The organism is Corynebacterium sp. zg254, assembly GCF_024701495.1.
GTDB lineage: Bacteria > Actinomycetota > Actinomycetes > Mycobacteriales > Mycobacteriaceae > Corynebacterium > Corynebacterium zhongnanshanii.
The window spans coordinates 614,877-637,129 of record NZ_WIAR01000001.1; the positions used below are offsets into that span (position 1 = coordinate 614,877).

17 protein-coding genes and 2 pseudogenes are annotated in these 22,253 nt (G+C 58.2%); 13 read left to right on the forward strand and 6 right to left on the reverse strand.

Going from position 1 to position 22,253, the window contains the following annotated elements:
- The first annotated feature begins 1,296 nt into the window (after positions 1 to 1,296).
- The 5 genes from GC425_RS02830 (at position 1,297) to GC425_RS02840 (ending at position 4,557) form a co-directional block, all read left to right on the forward strand.
- The gene (locus GC425_RS02830; protein ID WP_151843893.1) at positions 1,297 to 1,962 is read left to right on the forward strand and encodes a hypothetical protein; all 666 of its coding nucleotides are present in this window, start codon (positions 1,297 to 1,299) and stop codon (positions 1,960 to 1,962) included.
- A 169-nt stretch (positions 1,963 to 2,131) separates the two neighbouring features.
- Positions 2,132 to 2,422, forward strand: coding sequence for a transposase (locus GC425_RS09920; protein ID WP_374707623.1), 291 nt, complete (start codon positions 2,132 to 2,134; stop codon positions 2,420 to 2,422).
- Entirely contained in the window at positions 2,407 to 2,724 is a 318-nt protein-coding gene (locus tag GC425_RS09925; RefSeq protein ID WP_374707624.1) for an IS3 family transposase, read from the forward strand. Before GC425_RS09920 ends, GC425_RS09925 begins: the two co-directional genes overlap by 16 nt.
- A gap of 191 nt (positions 2,725 to 2,915) precedes the next feature.
- A complete protein-coding gene (locus GC425_RS09930) occupies positions 2,916 to 3,071 on the forward strand; it encodes an integrase core domain-containing protein (protein ID WP_231699680.1) in 156 nt (51 codons plus the stop codon).
- A 250-nt stretch (positions 3,072 to 3,321) separates the two neighbouring features.
- A complete protein-coding gene (locus GC425_RS02840) occupies positions 3,322 to 4,557 on the forward strand; it encodes a hypothetical protein (protein WP_151843892.1) in 1,236 nt (411 codons plus the stop codon).
- 592 nt (positions 4,558 to 5,149) lie between these two features.
- Here GC425_RS02840 and GC425_RS09935 read toward each other — a convergent pair.
- The 3 genes and pseudogenes from GC425_RS09935 to GC425_RS09940 form a co-directional block, all read right to left on the reverse strand.
- Entirely contained in the window at positions 5,150 to 5,338 is a 189-nt protein-coding gene (locus GC425_RS09935; protein WP_374707634.1) for a hypothetical protein, read from the reverse strand.
- A 24-nt stretch (positions 5,339 to 5,362) separates the two neighbouring features.
- Positions 5,363 to 5,809: pseudogene (locus tag GC425_RS02845) on the reverse strand (transposase); the annotation flags it as partial.
- A gap of 63 nt (positions 5,810 to 5,872) precedes the next feature.
- Positions 5,873 to 6,893: pseudogene (locus tag GC425_RS09940) on the reverse strand (IS3 family transposase); the annotation flags it as partial.
- A gap of 877 nt (positions 6,894 to 7,770) precedes the next feature.
- On the opposite strand from GC425_RS09940, the gene GC425_RS02865 reads away from it, so the two are divergent.
- From GC425_RS02865 to GC425_RS02895, 7 genes are all read left to right on the forward strand, one after another.
- A complete protein-coding gene (locus GC425_RS02865; RefSeq protein ID WP_151843888.1) occupies positions 7,771 to 8,316 on the forward strand; it encodes a hypothetical protein in 546 nt (181 codons plus the stop codon).
- A gap of 31 nt (positions 8,317 to 8,347) precedes the next feature.
- A complete protein-coding gene (locus GC425_RS02870) occupies positions 8,348 to 8,566 on the forward strand; it encodes a hypothetical protein (RefSeq protein WP_151841923.1) in 219 nt (72 codons plus the stop codon).
- Between the two features lie 90 nt (positions 8,567 to 8,656).
- Complete coding sequence (locus GC425_RS02875; protein ID WP_231699679.1) at positions 8,657 to 9,985, forward strand: MFS transporter; 1,329 nt, start codon at positions 8,657 to 8,659, stop codon at positions 9,983 to 9,985.
- An 80-nt stretch (positions 9,986 to 10,065) separates the two neighbouring features.
- Entirely contained in the window at positions 10,066 to 11,547 is a 1,482-nt protein-coding gene (gene glmU / locus GC425_RS02880) for a bifunctional UDP-N-acetylglucosamine diphosphorylase/glucosamine-1-phosphate N-acetyltransferase GlmU (RefSeq protein WP_151843887.1), read from the forward strand.
- Between the two features lie 186 nt (positions 11,548 to 11,733).
- On the forward strand, positions 11,734 to 12,705 hold the full coding sequence (locus GC425_RS02885; protein WP_151841925.1) for a ribose-phosphate diphosphokinase: 972 nt from the start codon (positions 11,734 to 11,736) through the stop codon (positions 12,703 to 12,705).
- Between the two features lie 363 nt (positions 12,706 to 13,068).
- Positions 13,069 to 13,728, forward strand: coding sequence for a 50S ribosomal protein L25/general stress protein Ctc (locus GC425_RS02890; protein WP_151841926.1), 660 nt, complete (start codon positions 13,069 to 13,071; stop codon positions 13,726 to 13,728).
- Positions 13,729 to 14,038: 310 nt separating this feature from the next.
- Positions 14,039 to 15,415: an NAD-dependent succinate-semialdehyde dehydrogenase gene (locus GC425_RS02895; RefSeq protein ID WP_257821868.1), complete on the forward strand. Its 1,377-nt coding sequence runs from the start codon at positions 14,039 to 14,041 to the stop codon at positions 15,413 to 15,415.
- Between the two features lie 21 nt (positions 15,416 to 15,436).
- Here GC425_RS02895 and gabT read toward each other — a convergent pair whose 3' ends face one another.
- Entirely contained in the window at positions 15,437 to 16,765 is a 1,329-nt protein-coding gene (gene gabT / locus GC425_RS02900) for a 4-aminobutyrate--2-oxoglutarate transaminase (RefSeq protein WP_257821870.1), read from the reverse strand.
- 209 nt (positions 16,766 to 16,974) lie between these two features.
- On the opposite strand from gabT, the gene GC425_RS02905 reads away from it, so the two are divergent.
- Positions 16,975 to 17,490 carry a hypothetical protein gene (locus tag GC425_RS02905; protein WP_151843886.1) on the forward strand — a complete coding sequence of 172 codons (516 nt, stop codon included), beginning with the start codon at positions 16,975 to 16,977 and terminating at the stop codon, positions 17,488 to 17,490.
- A gap of 44 nt (positions 17,491 to 17,534) precedes the next feature.
- Here GC425_RS02905 and GC425_RS02910 read toward each other — a convergent pair whose 3' ends face one another.
- Complete coding sequence (locus GC425_RS02910) at positions 17,535 to 19,583, reverse strand: YhgE/Pip domain-containing protein (RefSeq protein WP_151843885.1); 2,049 nt, start codon at positions 19,581 to 19,583, stop codon at positions 17,535 to 17,537.
- Positions 19,580 to 22,129 carry a YhgE/Pip domain-containing protein gene (locus GC425_RS02915; protein WP_151843884.1) on the reverse strand — a complete coding sequence of 850 codons (2,550 nt, stop codon included), beginning with the start codon at positions 22,127 to 22,129 and terminating at the stop codon, positions 19,580 to 19,582. The genes GC425_RS02910 and GC425_RS02915 overlap by 4 nt, the downstream gene beginning before the upstream one ends.
- Positions 22,130 to 22,253: the final 124 nt, after the last annotated feature.

A 22,253-nucleotide genomic window follows, 5' to 3' on the forward strand; every position in this document is an offset into this window, starting at 1 on the left:
GTCTGTTGTCGGTGTGTCGCGGTTATGCTGGAAGGCACCCCGACCCAATTACAAGGTTATCTCGCTCTTATGACATTTTGCACTGGGGAAATGCTCGAGAACCGCAACGAAGTCCTATGGTCGCGCCAGCGTGCTAACTGCTGAAATGACTGACAATGTCGCAACCGATGCAGTGGGGATTGTTCCAGTCTCCGCACATGTGGATTACAGGCAGCCCAGTGCTGTGGAAGACTTGCGACACAATGTGTGTGTCCGGCGCAAATGATGATGCGGCATTTCCCGACGGAGGACGCCCCACCGTGGTTGATCCATTGCAATGGAGGATAAAACTTCACCACTGCGTACCACCTGGTGGGTACGACATCGAGGATTTCTGATGGAGTAGCCCGATATATACTCACCGAGCATATATTTTGACCGTTAGCCCAAGTCAAACCCCGGACATCGCCGTTTTCGGTCACACATTTTGTCGTTCAACCCGCTTCTAGCGATGCTGAGGTAACCTCCGGCGGTATAGGTCCCATCGTGGAAGATCTGGTTGCAAATAGACACCCGACGGTGGGGTCAGGGGCCTCAATGAGTCAACAAATTGGGGGGACAGACCTTGATGACTTGTGGTGAGCAACCCATGCTGTGTGGAGTGTGTCTGGCCGAATGTTGAAGATGAGACCGTCGATTCTTTGACATGAGAGATAGAGGACGACTTCGCCGCGCACCACATAGCGAGTTCAGCACCGAGAAGTTCTAACTCAGTAGCCAGACACTTCCTTGATAAACATATATTATGAGCATTATACCAGGTCTGAAGTAAGAAATAGTCAGTTCTAGCCTTATTTTGTTGTCGCTCACCCCTCTGGAAACGAAAGATTGACTATGGAGCGGCTGTATGCGACCTAAGCGGCAGATTGAGGCATCAGCTTGGCGGCCAAGCTCGAACGTTCATTAAGGGAACTACGATCACGATTTCAACACGATTGATTAAACAACAGGTTACAGGTGTTGACACAGGAACCCTTCCATGATTACATAGGCAACAGATGTCATTAACTAGCTGAAAGGACATCATTATGCACTCAAGATCGATTGGCATCTACGCAACAGTAGCTCTCGCCTCTCTGACTGTTTATGTGATTGCTACCTTCTATCGAGGCGCTACACCTAGAGATCCACAGGAGTGGATTTCCTTTTCCTTAATTGGAATGGCGCTCGCAACAATCACGTCAGCGGTCATTGGTTCCCTTGTAATCGCAAGAGGAAACAAGAAAACACAAACAGTCGAATCTAAGTAGGAGAAGAATGCGCTTCCGTAAAACTTTCATCGCGACCGCTCTCGTTGCGACAACCATCACCACCCCTTCTTTCGCTACAGCTATTGAAGCAGATCAACAATCAAATTCTACCATATCAATTGAGGACGGAAAGCAGGTAGCGAAGCCCATTTCGCCAGAACAAAGATCGACGATCAAGTCTGCTGTGAACAACGGCGATCTTAAAGTTCAAACGGACAACTCAAACCTCTACTACGATGGCGCTAAAGCCTCCGTTAACAGCAAGGGCGACACCCTTGTGATGATACCAATCAAGAATGAGGGAATGGAATACAGCAATCTCTCAGTCATACTTTCAAGTAGTGGCGATATTGCAAACTACAGCGAGTCGCACTTCATTGAAAAAACGCAAACTTCTGGCCATGTCACAGCGTGGAATAACGGCAACAAGGTTAAAGATCAAGAGGTTTCCGCCCCACAGGATGCGACAACCGCGGCGCGATCAGTAGGCGACGCAGTGAGTGAACTCAATCGCTGTCTTTCTGCAGCTGGCATTCCTGCTTGGGTAGTCGCAGCTGCGACGGCTGTCTGCTCTTTTGGTAGCCTGCCTGGGTATATCGCCTGCCTCACTGCAGCGGGTGTAGGAGGAGGCACCGCCGGATACTGTGGAGCTTCTGCTTGGCACAAATTATAGTTCACTGCCCTTTCCGTTGAAAACTTCTCGGTGGGGAACCCTACCGGGAGGGAAAGCGGTCTAGAACCTGAACTCCAAAAACACCTCATTGTTTACACACCTCTAGCGTGAGATTACCCTCGTATAGTGGACATCCGATTAGTACGAATTTTTGTGTCCGTAGGAGAGGATGTTCATTGTGAGTGGGCAACAGAGAAAGAGGTACACTCCGGAGTTCCGAAGGGAGGCGGAGCATCTTGTGATTGAGCCTGGAAAGCCGATTGCACATGTTGCTGCAGAGATCGGTGTCGGGGCTGGATTGTTAGGCACGTGGGTCACAGTCGAGCGAGAACGCATAGGCTCGGATTTTTATCGAAAGCCACCGCCTTCTTCGCTGCGAAGCAACGCGATCGGAAAAGTTCGAACTGACGCTTCCAGAAGAAGGCTTACTACAGTATTAACCGGATGGCGCGCCTTTTAGGTGTATCCCGATCTGGTTATCACAAGTGGGCCTGTAGGAACACTGACAAGCGAGCAAGCCGCGATAGGCGTCAAAGGTTCTACGATGATCTCGATCAGCAAGTCCATTCGATTTGGAAAGATTCCGATGAGGTCTACGGTTCGTCGCGAATTACTGCTGAGCTGCGCGATCGTGGTGTGAAGGTTTACCGGAAAACTGTGCCAAAGCGTATGCGTCTGCTGGGGATTGTAGGGATGTCACCGAGGACTTTTACTCCGGTGGCCACCATCCAGTCGCCGTGTTGTTGGCTGGGCGACGGATGATGTTCAAGATGCTAACCTGATTAAACAGGCATTGCGGATGGATTATACGCTGCGTGGAAAGGCCCTGACGGATTGGTGTTTCATGCTGATGGTGACCCTTAAATTCACCAGTGACCAACTATGGATGGTGCGTCCAGAGCTCGCGGATTGCCCAGTCGGTAGGTCGAACTGGCGTGTGCTTCGATAACGCGATGGCTGAGTCATTCTGGTCGACAGTGAAGGCCGAGTTCTATGACCGGAAAACGTGGGCTAGCCGCAACGAGGCTCGTACGACTGTGGCCCGGTGGATCGAGGTGATCTACAACCGTAGTAGACGGCACTCGGCAAACGGGATGATCAGCCCGTAGAATTCGAAAGCCGGATCACCGACTAACAACAAGCTGTTTAACTACGTGTCCACTATTTGCGGGCAACCCCAACATGCCTAGGAAAAACCGAAGCGCTTCTGATATAATATACTCATGAGCACTCCCCCCCCGTACCAACACAGCAGTCTGTGCAGCACTTGTTTTCACGGCCCTCACACTGACCAGTTGCTCCAGCCCTTCGCAGACTGAACACCACTTCCACGCTGACCCACACGCCACCAGTGGGGAGATGAACTACGTACCTAAAGAGGGTTACTTCAATGAAAATGGTGTCATCACAGGTGATCTTGCAAACTTCTCCCGAGATGATCAACACCCCGTCGATGAATCTGTCCCCTACAAGGTCATCCAGATCATGAACGGTAATACTTTGCTTGTCAAGTCTGAGCACGACGATAAAGCCCGATTTGTTCATTTGCTGGATACAGCAACGGCTTCTCAGTTCGACAGCCCTAAAAAAGATCTTGCAAGTAGCTCACGGTTCAACAGCAATATCACTATGCCCGGAAATGTGGCATATAGCACATGGCAAAGTAACCTCACCACCACGAACCTTAACCCTAAGGAACGTAAACGATATGAGGATGACAAGCAGTCTGCCGACAACCAAGTCACATCCAAACGTATTATCGCTGACTTCTTGGATAAAAACAACGGCATCATTTATCTCGAAAACTCCCCCGATATGACGAACATGACGTTGGCTGAATCTCAAGGGTTCGCTGACTCCACGTCAAAACCAGTATCCCGAGAAGAAATTGTGGATAACGTGTCCACGAAACAACCACAGTGGCCTGTCTACGCCTGGGATACTCCCGCCTCCAAACGTGACAATTCCCTAGAGTTCTACCGTGATCATAGTATCAACGGTCAACTTGCTCATCGGGGAAGTTTTCAGTGTCTGTCTCCTAAAGATGCTGTGCGACTAACTAATGAGATCCACACGGAAGCATCCGAAGGACCTTTGGTTGACCTACGTCGATATGCAATTGAAGATGTGCGTATTCTATCGTTTATCAAGGACCCGGCCTCCGAGCCCAACCCCGTGGTCTCCGACTGCGGTGGTTTTGCACCAACATATATCAAGGATACGAATGATATCATCACCATGGCAGATGCTGAGAAACAAGAAGCCACTACCACAGATTACGCACACTACTTAAACCCTGACCGTGTACGACAATATGAGGAGATTGACTTCCCTGACATCTATTCAGGAGGTCGCTGGGAAAGGCATGGGGTGGTCCACGGTATTGATACTATGGTCACTACCGAACGGAAAAATCAAACAGCTGGTCTAACTCTTGCTGAAGTAGGATATGACCACCCGGAACTACGGCGTTATGTGACGATTGTCCCGACGAAGTACTCCACGTACGCTACGAAGCTATCGCACCAGTTCTGGGCCGAACGTGCACCAGAGCGTATTGATAACATCATGCGTCAGCGCGAACAAAACGACTAACGCACTCATCTATCAACAACACATCACACACCATGTGTGGTGTGTTGTACTATATATCACGAGAAAAAGCACACATTTACAACATGAAAGAAATATATACATCACGTCTACCGCAACTGAGTCGCCCCAGGTTTTGTTCCGTTTGAGTAGATGGGAAAAATTTGATGCATACCAAAGAAGTTTGATCAGGATGCGGAAGACCGCGTCGTTCGCTTGATCAAGGAGTGCATCCTGGCAGAGAAACTTTCTCTGCAGACAGCGTCTCAGGCCGTTGCACCAAAGCTAGTGATGTCGTGGCATACTGTGTGCCTGTGGGGCCAAAAGGCTCGCCGCGATGCTATTATCTCCCGCGCCGAGGAGGATATCATCGCTGAAAACGCCAGGCTGTGCCGAGAAAACCAAGAACTTCGTGACACAAACGATTTGTTGAAAGCCGCCTCAGCTTTTTCCCAGCGGAACTCGACTCGACACGTCGGAAATGATCCGATTCATCGATACATGCCGAGATCGTTTCACAGTCGAGTTCATCTGCACGACGATGAAGAATATCCGCGAGGAAGGCTTTATCACCTCCCGTGGCTACCGACAGTGCTCAAGTCCAGGGTAGTGGTGTATCTGTCTTTTCTGAATCCGGGACAGTGTTAAGGCTGGGGTTCTGGTCCAGCCCGGAGACGGTGGTGGGCTGTGACCATGCCGCGGACTCCTTGCCGTTAGGCCGTTGATTGTCGATGACGCCAGCGGTAATGGTCTCCCTGGTGTGCACCAGGCTTGTCAGCGACATGTAACGCTTGTACTGAATCCACTCACCATATTGTTCTACCAACACAGACCCAATCAGCCGAACGACAGCATCCCTGTTAGGGGAAATGCCCAAAACATCAGTGCGGCGACGTATTTGCCTGTTCAACCATTCTGTGGGGTTATTCGACCAAGTTTTAGGCAATACCGACTTCAGTGTTGCGGCAACTGCCTACAACTTGGTCGAGGTTTTCTTCCAGGTAGTCAGCCACATGAGGAAACCTGATGTGACAAAGTCCACCACGTTATGGTCTTAAGCCCACACGCTTGGAGCGTCAGGTTGCTGGAAAATGGTGTGAAACATCGCCGACAGTGTCGGCCACTGGGTTTTCGCCGCCATTGTGGTCAGATTCTTCGCAAAATGTGTCCAGCAGCGCTGCCAACTTGCCTGCGGCAGGCACTCGCTGACAACGGCTTGGATCCCTAGGTGGGCATCACTGGTGATGAGGAACACCCCGGGGTTGCCCGCAAATAGTGGACACGTAGTTAAACAGCTTGTTAGTTAAGCTGCTTGTTGTTAGTCGGTGATCCGGCTTTCGAATTCTACGGGCTGATCATCCCGTTTGCCGAGTGCCGTCTACTACGGTTGTAGATCACCTCGATCCACCGGGCCACAGTCGTACGAGCCTCGTTGCGGCTAGCCCACGTTTTCCGGTCATAGAACTCGGCCTTCACTGTCGACCAGAATGACTCAGCCATCGCGTTATCGAAGCACACGCCAGTTCGACCTACCGACTGGGCAATCCGCGAGCTCTGGACGCACCATCCATAGTTGGTCACTGGTGAATTTAAGGGTCACCATCAGCATGAAACACCAATCCGTCAGGGCCTTTCCACGCAGCGTATAATCCATCCGCAATGCCTGTTTAATCAGGTTAGCATCTTGAACATCATCCGTCGCCCAGCCAACAACACGGCGGCAACGGCCATCACGAATAGCACACAAATACAACCAACCTTCACGGGTGCGAGGAAAAGTGATATCCGACATCCACACCATATTAAGTTCTCCCGGATCACACTCACGCTTAACCAGGTCAGGCAACGAAGAACAACCCAGCGACTGGATGGTGGTCATCGGAGTAAAACACCTCGGTGACATCCCTACAATCCTCAGCAGGCGCATACGCTTTGCCGCCGTCTTACGATTAATCGCCACCAGCTCACGTGTAGTAGCCAGATCGGGACACGCCCAAAAGCCGTGCCATTGGCTTGATGCTGTAGGTCGCCTTTTCCTGGAAGCATCAGTTCGAACTTTTCCGCTCGCGTTGCTTTGCAGCGAACAATGCGGCTGCTTTTGACAAAAACTCATTAACCAGCTGAGACTCAGCCAATTCCCGGCACAGCCTGGCGCTTTCTGCACGCAGATCAGCAAGACTCCTATGATCATCACAGCACAGGCGTTCTCGCTCGTTTTTGACCCATCTGCACAGCAGCCCGGCAGACACGCCAATCTCTTCAACAACCCGTGTGATCGGCCTATCAGACTCGATGACCAACCGAGCTGCCTCCCGCCGGAACTCGGGAGTTCTACTTTTTCCTCTGCTGCTTACTCACAATGAACATTCTCTTCTACAGACACAAAAATCCGCACCAATCAGGTGTCCACTAAACGAGATTAACTTTATATTTAAGAGCTCATGTCAAAGCGAAAAAATGTGACCGCAAAAACAATCAATGTGCTTGCTATCATAAATTCAGGAGTAACTTTCCCCGCATGGGAAACGGTGACAATTCTTATGATTCCAAGCACAAACGCTACAAGTGCCAGAATGGCGAATACCCAAGCGGCTTGTCGGAAACGGTAGCACTTTTTCAAAGGATCTCCTGCATGTTGCAACCTTAATTAAGAAATCTGACGCTCAGTATAAACACGGGAAGTAGACCACATCATTCTCTGAGGTGATGATGCATTTGTCATGCTACCCATCACTCGCGACTCAAGTAAGTTTTAGGGGGCATATCTTTATATACGTATAGTCTTACGATCTCAAAATAGAAACTATGTGTTGTTAACTAGTTTTACACACTTGGCACACAGCCTGGAGATAGATATGCGAACCAATGGAGCGAACCTCAGACACACCAGACCGCAGCTTAACTCCTTCACGCCATGACCAAATCAGAGCTACCGGCCGCAGCAAACTACCCACAGAAACACTGGAGACTAAGGAGCATGCTCAGGAACAAAAACCCGGAGCTCCCCCACCTCAGCGACAACAAGCCCCCTGATGATCAGCCACGCTTACACCTCTTAGACTTTCTCATAAACCCATGTCAGAGGTGTTAAAATTCCCCCAAATGAGGGTATTCAAAGCATTTCTTAGGTAAACCTATTGACGTCCCATCCTCTTGAGTTCATCATTACGAATGAAAGTCATCTTCACCCACTGTTTCTACCGAAAGGATTGCAACATGCACCACACGCCACTAACCAAGGTCACGGCCCTCGCATTGGGGACTGTCCTCATGATTCAAGGAGCCACACTCGCAACGGCAGCGCCATCACAGCAGGACAGCAACTACACCTCCGGACAATCGTCTGAGCAAGCACAGGAAATCCAGCAAACCGCAGAACTCTTGAAAGCTCTTGATTCGGCAAAAACACCAGAAGAGCGTGAGCAGATTTTCGTCTCTACCCTTGGCGAACAGGATGCTCAAGAGGCAGCCGCCTTTGTTGGACTCACACCCGCTGAACTTTTTTCCAATGAGCTCACCACAGATACCACCAGCTTTCGCGGCGCACCGCAGTTCCTCTCCTGTATGAAGAGCAAAGTCTCCAACGACTTGAAGTCAATTTTCAACATCAATGCGATTGCTTCGCTAATTGGCCAGCAAAAATACTACGAAGCTGCAGTCAAAGCGGTTCAGTATCTCGCTAAGCAGGGAATCAAGCGAAATGTAGCCGGAATCGCTGGCGCCCTTGCATTCTATGGTGCTAAATGCTACTTCTTCAAATAAACACTGAGCACCACCCCAACCGAGGAGAATCATGGTTAAGATAAGCGCTCAAAGAATGAAGTTCCCGCAGATCCTTCTGCGCTGGGTCATCATGATCGTGGGAACTCTAGCCTGGGTCGGACTAGGCTACGTCCTCCATGTCTACGACGACTACTGGAAAGACTGGTCGCAACTAGCCTTCCTGTGCACCTTCCTGATCCTGCTGTTCTGGATCTACGGCTGGCCAACCTTCGATTTCTCAGAAGACTAACGCGAACCATTCATCACCACCCCCGTTGTAGGACGTACCGAGTAACGTGGATGCCACACAACGACAGACGACCAACTCGGGGGTGCGACTATGGCTCAACAACAGTACAAACAGCCAGATCAAGCACAAGAAAGGCCCGCCGGCATCGGCCACAAAGGCCGACTGTTCGGCGGCGCCTTAGGCTTCCAAAACATCGGCGATCAGCTGGTCAATCCCAAGACCACGCTCCCCTGGTTCATCAACGCCATCGGTGCGCCCGCATGGATCCTCTCCCTCCTAGTTCCCCTCCGGGAATCGCTGGCGATGCTGCCACAGGCAGCGATCCGCCCGTTCCTTCTGAAATCCGGACGCCACCGTCTGCTCCTTCTGACGGGCACAGCTTTCCAGGGGGTTGCGTGCCTTCTCATGGTCGTGGCTGTGGCCATCGCCGCAGGCGCTGGGTGGGAACAAGGCTCCCCGCATGAGCAGGGAGGTTCGCAGGCCTCTGGCCCCATCCTGCTTGCAGGTCTCACCATCCTGGCGGCACTCACGCTGCTTGCTTTAGCACGCTCCCTTGTGTCTCTCACCAGCAGTGATGTGAAAGGAAAGCTGATCCCCAAAGGCGTACGCGGGCGCGTCACCGGGTTCGCCACCACCATTGCAGGCGCAGTGGCCATCACCGTCGGCGTGCTCGTGCAACTCATCAAAGGAGAACTGAACTCCTGGGGATACGGAATTATCTTTGCGACGGCAGCGGCCGGATGGGCACTCAGCTTTGTATTATTTGCGGTGTTAACACGGGAACTGTCGGCGTCGAATATAGATAAAGGAATCAGCGAGCCAGAACAGCACACGCGGGTACTCACGGCGCTCAAGGAGGATAAGAAGCTGCTGAAATTCGTGACCGTGCGATCCATGCTGCTGGTCACGGCGCTGTCCCCGCCATTTATTGTCACGCTGGCGCACGGAAGCGCGAAAACCCTGCTCACGGGGCTTGGGGCATTCATTATCGCCAGCGGTTTGGCGAGCCTGCTGTCGGGGCAAGTCGCCGGGTATTTCAGTGACATTTCCTCCCGCATCACCATGGCCGGAGCGGCGCTGGCGGCCTCCCTACTGATTGGCATTGCTCTAGCTCTGCACACGTGGATACCCCAGTGGAGCACCGTGGCACTGCCGCTGATTTTCTTTGGGATCTCCCTGGCGCACGCAGTGATTCGCGTGGCGCGCGCCACCTACGTGGTGGACATGGCCGAAGGCGAGCAACGCACCACATACATTTCCGTCGCAAATACAGCCATGGGAGTGATTCTGCTCATCGCAGGCGCGCTGACCTCCGCGCTCAGCGCCATCGGGCCGATGTGGGCGCTGGGGGCACTCGGAATCCTAGGGCTGGTCGGCGCCATCAGCTCCTGGCGATTGGAGGAGGTAAGCCTGGGCTAACGCGTACGTCCACGAAAAACAGCACGAAAACGGCTAAAGTACAAAGTACGAAACCGCCCCCAACCCGTCAAAGGAACACTGTGAGCAACAGCAACCCCGTTGCCGTCGTCATACTAGCGGCTGGTGCCGGCACACGAATGAAGTCCGCAACTCAAAAAACCCTGCACGCCATCGGAGGACGCACCCTCCTCTCCCACTCCATTCACGCCGCGGCTGGCATCGACCCACAACACATCGTCACCGTCATCGGCCACGGACGCGAACAAGTAGGCCCCGCGGTGGAAGCCGTTGCCGATGAGCTCGGCCGCCCCGTTGCCACCGCCATCCAGGAAGAGCAAAACGGCACCGGCCACGCCATGCAGTGCGCCATGACGCAGCTGGAAGTCTTCGAGGGCACCATCATCGTCACCAACGGCGACGTACCGCTGCTCACCGCGGACACGCTGGACAAACTCCACCAGGCGCACACGCACAACCCCACCGCCGTGACCGTGTTGACCGTCCGCCAAGACAACCCCACCGGCTACGGGCGCATCATCCGCACCGAAGACGGCGAAGTCACCGCCATCGTGGAGGAAAAGGACGCCACCGACGAGCAGAAGGCGATCACGGAAGTCAACTCAGGTGTTTTTGCCTTCGACGCCGCCATCGTGCGAGAAGCCCTCGGCCAGCTGACCAGCGACAACGCTCAAGGCGAGCTGTACCTCACGGACGTGCTGGGCATCGCCCGTGCCGAAGGCCACCCCGTGCGCGCCTTCATGGCCGCTGACCCCAACGAGCTCGCCGGCGTGAACGACCGCGTGCAGTTGGCCGCCGCCGGCGCGGAACTGAACCGCCGCACCGTCGAAGCCGCCATGCGCGGCGGCGCTACCATCGTGGACCCAGCCACCACCTGGATCGACGTGGACGTGGTGGTGGGCCAAGACGTCACCATCGAACCCGGTGTGCAACTGCGCGGACGCACCACCATCGGTGACAACACCACCATCGGCCCCGACTGCACACTCACAGACGTCCGCATCGGCACCGGCTGCTCCGTGACCCGCACTCACGGCATCGACGCGGTCGTCGGCAACAACGTCACCATCGGACCCTTCGCCTACATGCGCCCCGGCACGGTCCTCGGCGACGGCTCGAAGCTCGGCACCTACGTGGAAACCAAGAACGCGGCTGTGGGCCGCGGATCCAAGGTGCCGCACCTGACCTATGTGGGCGACGCCACGATCGGCGAGGACTCCAACATCGGCGCCTCCAGCGTGTTCGTGAACTACGACGGCGTGAACAAGCACCACACCACCATCGGCTCCAACGTCCGCACCGGCTCGGACACGATGTTCATCGCACCCGTCACCGTGGGCGACGGCGCCTACTCCGGCGCCGGCACCGTCATCAAGGACGACGTCCCACCAGGCGCGTTGGCCGTCTCCGGCGGCCAACAGCGCAACATCGAAGGCTGGGTGGAAAAGCGACGCGAAGGCACGCCCGCTGCGAAAGCCGCGAAGGTCGCCCAGCAGCGTATCGCTGAGGGCGGTGAGCCGGCGTCGCCGACGAGTCCGGAATGATCGGCTAGTGAGCCGCCGGTCGGGCGGTCGTCGGCCGGCCGGTTGCTAACTGCCCGCCACCTAGTTATTGCAGCACTGGTGGGGTACGCAAGAATGCTGCCTACCCCAGCAGGGTTGTTCAACAAGAATGAACCCCACTAAGCTGGGGAAGACCAACTATTCCAAACCTTTGGAAGGCCTAACCCTGTGTCCACAACTCACTGGATTGACAACCAGAAAAACTTGATGCTGTTTAGCGGCCGCGCGCATCCAGAGCTCGGAGACGCCGTCGCTAAGGAGCTTGGCATCGAGGTCACCCCCACGACCGCCCGCGACTTCGCCAACGGCGAAATCTTCGTTCGCTTCGAGCAGTCCGTGCGCGGTTCGGATGCCTTCGTTTTGCAGTCCCACCCTCAGCCGCTGAACAACTGGCTAATGGAACAGCTCATCATGATCGACGCGCTGAAGCGCGGTTCCGCCAAGCGCATCACCGCGATTCTGCCGTTCTACCCCTACGCCCGTCAGGACAAGAAGCACCGCGGCCGCGAGCCCATCTCCGCCCGCCTGGTAGCCGACCTGCTGAAGACCGCCGGCGCTGACCGCATCGTCTCCGTGGACCTGCACACGGACCAGATTCAGGGATTCTTTGACGGCCCGGTGGATCACATGCACGCCATGCCGATCCTCACCGACTACGTGGCGAAGAACTACAACCTGGACAACATCTGCGTTGTGTCCCCCGACGCCGGACGTGTCAAGGTTGCAGAAAAGTGGGCGAACGTACTGGGCGATGCGCCGTTGGCGTTCATCCACAAGACCCGCGATGTTGATGTGGCCAACAAGGTCACCGCAAACCGCGTGGTGGGTGACGTTGAAGGACGCACCTGTGTGCTGCTGGACGACATGATCGATACCGGTGGAACGATCGCCGGTGCTGTGGGTGTGCTCCGGGAAGCTGGCGCTGGTGACGTGATCATCGCAACCACCCACGGTGTGTTCTCCGGTCCAGCTCGTGAGCGTTTGAGCTCCTGCGGTGCCCGCGAGATCATCACCACGGATACCCTGCCTCAGAACACTGAGGGCTGGGACAACCTGACCGTTCTTCCTATCGCTCCTCTGGTGGCGAAGACGATCCACGAGATTTTCGAGAACGGTTCTGTGACCACGTTGTTCGAGTAGAGCGAAAGTGGCTGGCGCCTGACGTCTGGCGCCTGGTCACGAGGCCTCAGGCAGAGACCGCAGCGGGAGCCGGCGTGCTGTTGTACAGTGCGCCGGCTCCCTGCTATGATATGTGCTGATCTCGGCGAGGGCTGGCGCACGCTGGCCGTTATCGGCGCGAACCACTCATCCAATCAGTACTCCCTTTGTGCTGGTGGACTTGATATGCATCGCCGCGAGAGACCGCGGCGTTTTTTGTGTCTGGACTATGCCTTTGGGACAGCCCACGGGCTTGCCCACCGGACTGTCACAGACAACAAGAAACGCACACTTAAACCGCACACACGGGAAAGCATTTCCCGGTCAAGATTTTAAGGAGTACCTATGGCAAAGATGACCCGCCTGGAGGCACAGCCACGCAACGAGTTCGGTAAGGGCGCTTCCCGCCGCCTGCGCCGCGCCGGCCGCATCCCAGCAGTGGTATACGGCAACGAGCAGGAGCCACGCCACATCTCCGTGGACATCCTGGAGTTCCACTCCCTGCTGCGCTACGAGGGTGTTAACGCCGTGTTCGAGCTGGTTGTTGAAGGCGAAGAGCACCTGGTGATGGTGAAGGCCGTTGACCAGAACGTCCTAACCCTGGACGTTGACCACGCTGACCTGATGAACGTCAAGCGCGGCGAAAAGGTCGAGGTTGAAATCCCAGTTGTCTACACCGGCGAGCCTGCACCAGGCGCACTGGTTGCTCAGGACGCAGACGTCATCGCCGTTCTGGCTGACGTTCTGGACATCCCAGAGCAGATCGAGCTGGACGTTGAAGGCCTGGAGATCGGCACCCAGATCACCGCTGGTGAGATCCAGATGCCATCCAACTGTGAGCTGGTTTCTGAGGAAGACACCCTGGTCATCAACATCGTTGAGCCTGAGGAAGAAGAGCTTCCTGAACCAGGTGAGGAAGGCGAAGGCGACGCAGTCGGCGAAGCCGGTGCTGACGAGGAGGAGTCCGAAGAGTCCGAGGACGCTGAGGGCGAGTCCGAGGAGTAATCCTCCCGCAGGAATAGCCTGCCGCGCGCAGCGCGACGCTCTCCGAGCAATCCGCGCAGCGCCGCCCGAGGCTACCCGCGCGGCATAACCCGCTATCCCACAGGCGCACTGCACATCGACCCCGATGTGCAGTGCGCCTGTCCCATATCGCGCCCCTCCTTTACCCAGGACTTTCCCCACGGGCGGACGTTGACCTAGATCACACGTACACTCGTACGTACATGCTGTCCTGATGAAGGTGGGCCGGCGTCGTCGGTCATCACGTCAGGACAGGCAGACATCACAGATTGACTGTAAGGAGTTGGTTTCCATGTCTACCCAGTACCGAGTCCAGAACCCCGTGACCAACGAGGTCATCGAAACCTTCGATTTCGCCACCGACGCCGACGTCGAAGCAGCCCTGGGCAAAGCCACCACAGCCTTCCGCGAATGGTCCGCCCGCCCCATCTCCGAACGCGCCGCCATCGCCGCCCGCGTGGGAGAGCTGTTCAAGGAACGCAAAGACGAACTCGCCAGAATCGCCGGCGAAGAAATGGGCAAACTCTACTCCGAAGCCGTAGAGGAAGCCGAGTTCTCCGGCGACATCATCGGCTACTACGCCGAACACGGCGAAGAGTTCACCAAAGACCAGGAGATCCCCACCTTCTCCGACGGCACGGCCGCCATCCGCCGCCTCCCCATCGGCCCACTGCTCGGCATCATGCCGTGGAACTTCCCCTACTACCAAATCGCCCGCTTCGCCGGCCCAAACCTGGTGCTCGGCAACACGATCATCCTGAAAGACGCGGAGATCTGCCCCCGTTCCGCCTTGGCCGTGCAGAAGATTATGGACGACGCCGGGGTTCCCGAAGGCGTGTACACCAATCTTTTTGCCAGCCACGAGCAGGTGTCTACCATCATCGCTGACTCACGCATCCAGGGTGTATCCCTGACGGGCTCTGAGCGCGCTGGGTCGATTGTGGGCGCGCAGGCCGGTGAGAACTTGAAGAAGGCGGTGCTGGAGCTCGGTGGATCCGACCCTTACGTCCTGTTGGACACTGACGACGTCGCGGCCGCTGCGAAGCTCGCCTGGGACACCCGCATGTACAACACGGGGCAGGCCTGCAACTCCAACAAGCGCATGATCGTGATGGAAGACATCTACGACGAGTTCGTGGCCGAGCTGGAGAAGCTGGCCGCGGCCGCCGTGCAGACCACCCCGGACAAGGAGGTGGAGGGAGGCTACTCCGCGCTCTCCTCCCGCGAGGCCGCGGAGAAGCTCCGCGATCAGCTGGACCGTGCTGTTGAATCCGGCGCTGACCTGCGCGTGGGCGGCGAGCTGTCCGAGCGTGGGGCGTACATCTCCCCCGCTGTCATCACCGACATTCCCGTAGGCTCCGACATCTACTACGAAGAGTTCTTCGGGCCAGTGGCTGCCGTGTTCAAGGTCTCCTCTGATGAGGAAGCCCTGGACCTGGCCAACAACACGCAGTTCGGCCTGGGCGGAACCGTGTTCTCCCAGGACACGGAGCGTGCCGCGGCGATCTCGCGGCGCCTGGAATGCGGCATGACGAACGTGAACACGCCAGCCGGCGAAGGGCAGGAGCTGCCCTTCGGCGGAGTAAAGCGCTCGGGCTTCGGCCGTGAGCTGGGGCCACTCGGCATGGATGAGTTTGTGAACAAGCAGCTCTACTACGTGGAGAAGTAGCGCGCCGGCCCGCGCCGCGCGCTACTTCACGCGCCGGAACTGCTCCACCACCACCTGCAAAGCCTCCCGCCACAACGCCTCCGGGATCGCCAGCGACGGCAAGAAGCGGATCACGTTGTGGTCGAGTCCGCAGGTGAGGATCAGAATCCCCTCGTCCTTCACGGCCGCGGCCAGCTGATGAACCAGCTCTGCATCCGGCTGGCCCTCCGGCGTGATGAACTCCAGAGCCAGCATCGCCCCGCGCCCGCGGAGCTCCGCCACGCGCTCGTCCTCCAGGATTTCCGCCAGCTCTTCCCGAGCGATCTCTTCAATTCTTAGCGCCCGCGCCCCGAAGTCCTTCTCTTCGAACTCCTTCAGCGTGGCCAGCGCCGCCGCGCACGCCACCGGGTTGCCGGTGTACGTTCCGCCCAGCCCGCCGGGCTGCGGCGCGTCCATGATCTCTGCCCGGCCGGTCACGGCGGACAGCGGCATGCCGGAGGCCACTCCCTTGGCGATGGTGACCATGTCCGGCACCACGCCTTCGTGTTCGGAGGCGAACCAGGTGCCGGTGCGCATCATGCCGGCTTGGATCTCGTCCACGATGAACACCACGTCGTTGTCGTTGCACCACTTCTGGAGCGCCGGCAGGTAGCCCTCAGCTGGGACCACGAAGCCGCCCTCGCCTTGGATCGGCTCCACGACCACGCAGGCCAGGTTCGCCGCGCCCACTTCCTGCTCGATCACGGTGATGGTCCGCTCGGCGGCTTCCTCTCCACGAAGCCCGTCGCGCAGCGGGTAGGACATCGGCGCGCGGTAGATTTCGGGCGCGAAGGGCCCGAATCCGCTCTTGTACGGCGACTGCTTGGCGGTCATGCCCATGGTGAGGTTGGTGCGCCCGTGGAAGGCCCGGTCCATGACCACTACTGCCCGCTTGCCGGTGTAGTTCCGCGCGATCTTCACGGCGTTTTCCACGGCTTCTGCCCCGGAGTTAAACAGCGCGGTTTTCTTCGCGTGGTCCCCTGGCGTGAGTTCATTGAGCCGCTCCGCCACTTCCACGTAGGACTCGTAGGGCGAGATGGTGAAGGATGTGTGGGTGAAGTGCGCCACGGCGTCTTGCACGGCTTTCACCACGGCGGGGTTGGATGCCCCGGCGGACGTGACGGCGATTCCGGAGGCGAGGTCGATGAATCGATTGCCGTCGGCGTCGACAAGGATTCCACCATCACCGTCGACCACATATCCAGGCAGCGCAGGGATCATGCCGGCGGGCAGGGCGTTGGCGCGTCGTTCGTCCAGGGCGGCGCTGACGGGTCCGGGGATGTGCTGGCCGAGGTGGCGGGTTTGCTCGATGCGGTAGTTCAGGTCGGACATGGCCGTTCCTCCTGTTGTGTTGGTGGTGTTTGTTCCATTGTGGCGTAGGGCCGTGGTTGCGCGCTAGGTTCCGCGCCGTGTGCCCCCGTCGCCCATATTAATCCGACGCCCAGCCTCTCGCCCCGCCGCCCCACGCCATGAATCTGGGGTGTATGGGCTGGCAGGTATAGTGTGCGCATACATTTGTCCAGTGAAGGAAAGGAACGGCTGTGAGTGATATTAATGTGCTAGCGTTCGCTCAGCTTCTGTGGGAGCTGCCTCGCGAGGCGCCAATTACGGAGGCTATGGAGGCTGCCTCGGGCGAGAAGGGCTGGTGGGATTCGCAGCAGGACCATATGACGAGCTGGTTTACGGCGCAGAGCACGCACGGCAGTGGATCGTACACTCGTCAGACTCCGAATTTGTCGGCGCGGAAGACGTACAACCGGCTGCAAAGCCCGGAGGGCCTGATGTGGATTGCCGAGGCTCTGGGCGTGGATAAGGATCTCCTCAAGCGGGTGGCGGACGAGGCTTTGACGGTGCCGCGGCGCAGCCAGAGCAAGTTTGTTCGACAGCATATTCCGTGGGAGATGATCGTGGAGCTGGCTCTGAAAGAGATAGCTCAACGGGAGCTTGTTGAGCCCGTGGAGCCGGTGGAGCCTGAGAAAGTTGCGGATCCCTTGCCTCCCATTCGATCCGGATGGTGGCTTCATCTGAAACGAGGTGGACGACGACGAGGACGATGATGAGGACTGGCTGCAGTCCTGAGCTGGGATTGTGCTAGCTGGGTCTACATCAGCTTGGTGGACTCCAGCGCGGAGTTCAGCTTCGTGGTGTAGGCAGCCAGCGGCTTGCGCAGCACCGTGCCCAGCAGCAGCGCCGGCAGCACGAACGCCAACAGCGCCAACAGAGACAGCCAGTAATCGCCGTGGTAGGTGCCGGCAATGGCCGCGCGGTAAGCGCGGATCGCATACGTTGCCGGCAGCCAGGGGCTGATGTTCTGGAACCACTCGGGCAGCAGCTGCAACGGATAGGCGCCGCCGGAACTGGAAATCTGGATCACCAGCAACAGCACCGCCAGGGCCTTGCCGGCGTTCGCCAGCGCCGCGACCAGCGCATAGACCAGGAACATGAACACCGCAGAAACCACCCAGGAGGCCAGCACCAGAAGCACAGGGTGCGCCGGCTCAATCTGGACGAAGAATAGCAGACCCAGGCTGACCAGCGTGGACTGCGCTGCGCCCAACAGCGCGAAGATGCCAAAGCGTCCGAAGTAGGTAGCGATGGGGCGCTCGGCGCCCACGGACGCGTCCGTGCGCAAGAACACCGCGCACAGCAGCGCCCCCACCCACAGCGCCAGAGTGGTGTACAGCGGCGCCATGCCCGCGCCGAAGCTCGGCACCGGATACACGGCCTGCCGGTCCACACCCACCGGCGCCGCCAGAGCCGTGGCCAGGGCCTCCGGATCCGCGCCGGCCAGTTGGCTCAGCTTGGAAAAATCACCGGTGTTCCGGGCGCGGGAAATCTCCCGCCGCAGGTCACCCAAGGTGTTCGCATGGCCCTCCAGGGTTTCCGCCAAGCTGGCGGCGCTATCTTGAGCGCGCCGCAGGCCGTCCGTGTTCAGGTCCACGCTGGTATCCAGGCCGCTCAACGTACCGCGCAGGTTCCCCAGGGAATCCTGCAGCTGCTGCACCTTCGCACGCAGATCAGACTCGCGCAGCGCAGCGATCGAATCACGCGCGCTGTCCAGGCTATCCAGCTCCGGCTTGCTGATCTCACCGCGAGGCACCGCCGCACGCAGCCGCGCCTCCACAGCCTCCTGCGCAGCAATCGCCCTATCCAGTTCGCCGATTATCTGCCCCGCGGGCTGTCCGTTCGTGAGGTTGAGGGCGGCGTCGAGGGAATCACGGACACGCCGGAACGCGTCAACGTTGTCACGCACCTGATCGGCGACGACGGTCAGCGCCTCGCCGCGTGTCTGGCGGGCGGAATCGGCAGTACGCTGCAGGTCAGCGACGCGATCGCGCACGGCGGAGTAGCTCTCGGCGGTGCGGGTGAGGGCGGCATCGAGGGCATCGGTAGGCACATTGATCGGGTCGGCGGCGGGCGGAATCTCCGGGGTCGGCCGGTTCAGGATCGCCTGCGCACTATCCAGCAGAGGCGCCGTCGAGCCGACCAAGTCAGACAGGGAGCGGGCCGTGCGGGCGCTGCTGGCCAACTGCTGTTGAGTCGACGCCGTCCGCTGCTCCACCCGATCCAGCGCCTGCTGGGTGTCCCCAGATTGCACAAACTCGTTCAGATTGGACACGAGGCTCAACGAAACCTCACCAAGGGTGTGGCTGAAGGACTCCGCGATCTGGGACGACACGCCCTCGGCCCCCTGATCGGTGATCTTCGGCGCGAGCGGATTCTTCTTCTCGTTGGTGTAGAGCGTGATGTCCGTCGAGTGGGAGCCGCCGGTGTAAAAGGTCATCATGTCCGAGCTGAAGGACTCCGGCAGGATAATCGCAGCGTAATACTCGCCGGAGTGTGCGCCATCGAGGGCATCCTCGGGGTCTGTGACAACCCAATCCAGACGATCGTTCGCGCGGAGCGTGGAGAGGACCTTCTCGCCGACGTTCAGCGGGATCGGGACAATGTCGCTGGTGTAGCCAGTGTCCTTGCTGGCCACAGCCACTTTGAGGTGGCTGGTGTTATCGAAAGGGTTGAGCGTGGCGAGCACGTTGAACCACGTGAACAACAGCGGAATGACCACCAGGCCGAACAGAACGATGGAGGCCATCACGCTGTTGCGCGCGTGACGCAGGTCCGTGCGGAACACCTCTAGTGCGTGCTTCATGCGTTGGGTCCTTCCGTGTGAATACCTTCACCGCGCGCCATCACAGAGTGCTGCAGCGAATCCTGATCCCGATGCACCAGCTCCGTGGACTGCGCCACGGACTGGCGGATGTACTCCAACACCAAAGTCACGGCAATGAGCAGCATCGACCATGCGGTCCAGATGCCCAGCAGCAACGGCTTCTGAGTCGGCACCGCCCACGCCACAAACCCGAGCACCACCATGCCCGCGAGACCCAGCCACGCGATGTACCGGATCCAGCGCCGGTAGTTGTGGTGGCGCCGCTCCAGGTCGGCGGCCAGGGCCTCCGGCCCTTGGAGCGCGCGCAGGACGTCGGCGATGCGGTAGCCATCGCCGACGATTTGCACGCGCTCAGCGTTGATGAACTCGGTGCGCGCCAGATCCCGGTTGAACAGCAGGTTGAAGTGCGACAGTCCGCGCCGGCCCATCACACCCACCGCGAAGGCCGCCACGAACATCAGCGCCAGCACACCCAAGTACTGCATGTAATGGTAGCTGTAGAAGCCGCCGATGGTCTCGCGCATCGCATCAATGCCGTAGGAGAACGGCAGCAGCGGGTACAGCGCGCGGAAGAAGTCCGGCATCATCTCGATGGGATACAGACCTGACGCACCGGGGATCTGCAGGATCACCAGCATGATCGCCAGGCCGCGCCCCAGATGCCCCAGCGCAGACGACAGCGCATAAATAATGCTCAAATACGCCAGCCCCACGAGCACTCCAGTCAGCACAAACATCGGCGCGTTGACCGTATTCACCCCGATCACCAGCGAGCCGACCGTCACCACAACCGCCTGCGCGATCACAATCATCGCCAGCAGCAAAAAGCGCCCCAGGTACGCCTGCCCCACGCTGATGCGGTCGAAGCCCTCGCGGTCCACCTCCACGCGGAAAATCACCATGAGCATGAACGCCCCGATCCACAACGACAAGTTAATAAACAGCGCCGCCATCGCCGATCCGTACGACCCCACGGGGTACACCGCCTCGCTCTTCACCTCCACAGGATCCGCGAAGAAATGCCCGATCTCCTGCGAATTCAACCCCGTGATCGTGCTCAACGCATCCGGAGTGGTGCCCGCAGTCAAGGTCACCAGATCCCTCCGAGTCCCTTCGACGCCCGCGCGCAGCCCCTCAAGGTCCTCACCGAAGCTCGCCAACGTGCGATCCGCCGCATCCATCTGCGCGCCAATACCCTTGAGCAATTGCCTGCCCTCCTCCACCTGGGCCTTCCGGGTGTCCAGCGTGGCGGCGAAGGCGCCAGCCCGCGCACTCACGGCAGACATCGCGCGGTTCAGCTGAGGCACCGCGGAGCTGACCGTGCCCTGCAGTGTCTTCGCGAGGTCGTGAGTGTCCTGACCAGCAGTGGCGACGGCGTCCGCTGCGGAATCCAACTCCTTGGCCGCCTGCTGAGTATCGGCCGCCAGAGTATCCAACTGATTCACAAGACTGCGGCTGCGACCATTCGCCGCCTCCACACCGGCCAAAGCATCGCGCAGCGTGCCGGCAACACCAGGACTCAAACCATCGGAATTGAGCAGCCCGCGCAACTGACGCAGAGACTCCTCCCCGGCATCCACGGCCGCGGACGCGCGGCCGTGGAGCCGCTCGGCCTGGCCACCGGCAGCACCCAGGGCGGCGCTCAGCTCCGCGGCCGTGCCGCGGGCCTGAGCGGTGCCCTGGGCCAACGCCGCAGTGCCATCCACAATAGAACTAGCCGACGCCTCGCTATACTCCCCCGTCAACGCCTGCGCCTCCTCCGCAAGCTGTTGAACCTCGCTCAAGACAGCCTTGGCGTCATCCACAACGGCGGTAGCATCGAGAAGCCCGGCGTCGACACGATCGATAGAACCCCGCGACCCCGCCAACGCAGAACGAGCAGACTCCACCCGCGCACGTGACTCGGCCAGCGCATGAGCCGTATTACCCAGTGAACGCTCACTACGATCACGGGCGTGAGACAAGCGCGCATCAATTTCCTTGCCCTCCCCACGCACAGCAGACGTCGCGGCAGTGGCGACCTGCTCCTTAAACGACGCATCAATCTGCTCAGTCAGCTTATTCGCACCCGTATCCGTAATCTTCGGGCCAATAGCACTGATCTTCTCATTCACCCGGTACACCAGCTGGGGCTGCGAAAACCTACCATCCAGGATGCCCACAAGATCCGAACTAAAATCCTTCGGAATAGTGATACTGGCGAACACATCCCCACGCTCCAAGGCGCGCTCAGCCTGGCGAGAACTCACAAACTGCCAGCCCAGCTGATCATTATCCTGCAGCTGACGAACCACCTGTGCGCCCACATTCACCCGGCCCGTGACATCCGTCTGCGCGCCAGCATCCTCATTCACCACCGCCACGGCAATATTCGACGTAGCGCCGTACGGATCCCAAAAAGCCTTGATATTCACCCAGGAGTACAAAGCGGGTGTAATCAAGACGCCAATGATGATGATCCACGCCTTCGCAGTACGGCCAAGGCGAGCAATATCACGAGTAAATATTCTCCAACTGGTGCGCACCGCAATTACTATACTCCCGGGTGCTCAAGGGCGATAACCAGCGTGTTTCGAGGCGAATATGGTGAGGGTCACAAAGGTGTTTGGGGGTGTGTGAGGTTGTGGGTTTGTGCAGGCTTGGCGGGCT